Source organism: Protofrankia sp. Cr1, from assembly GCF_963555865.1.
In the GTDB taxonomy this organism is placed as follows: domain Bacteria; phylum Actinomycetota; class Actinomycetes; order Frankiales; family Frankiaceae; genus Protofrankia.
The window spans coordinates 3138-3748 of the sequence record NZ_CAUVXO010000506.1; the positions used below are offsets into that span (position 1 = coordinate 3138).

The window sequence follows — 611 nt, forward strand, 5'->3', positions numbered from 1 at the left end:
GCCCAGCGTTCGCAGCAGTGTCGCGACGGCCGGAGTTGGCCCCGCCACCGCCGAACCCACGACCGCCGAACTCGTCGTCGAAGTCGCCGTAGCCGGGATCGGGATCGGGATCGGGATCGGGATCATCATCGCCATGATCGGGATAGCCACGACCGTCCTGGGAGACATGATCACCGCCGTCTACCGAGCCGCCGCGCTCGGCGTTGGGCGGGCCGACGATCAGGCAGACGACCTGATTCACCGATCGGGCGGTGATGATCCGTTCAAGACCCGGTGCATGTTCGACGAGCAGGCGGGAATCGTCGATCAGCAGCACCCGTCCGGGATCGCTCTCCGCCACGCCCAGATCCCGCACGAATGTCCGCTGAATGTCTGAGAACCGCTCGACCGTCATGATCTCCGCATAACGGGTACGGAGATCAATTTCGACGACCGTCGGCGCGGCTCTACTCAGGTTCGACTCGGTCACGACCAGCTCTCATCGTCCGCTGAGTAATCATCAATCGGATAGTTATCAGCCTGATAATCGTCTGTCCGATAACCATCGGACCGGTGGTCGACGACGCGATGGTCACCGGCCCCGCGGTCCTCCCCTGGGCTTCCGGCTCCAC

At 63.7% G+C, this 611-nt stretch carries 1 pseudogene; it reads right to left on the reverse strand.

The window, feature by feature from the left end:
* Positions 1–469, reverse strand: a pseudogene (locus tag U9980_RS24690) (hypothetical protein); the annotation flags it as partial.
* Between the last annotated feature and the right edge of the window lie 142 nt (positions 470–611).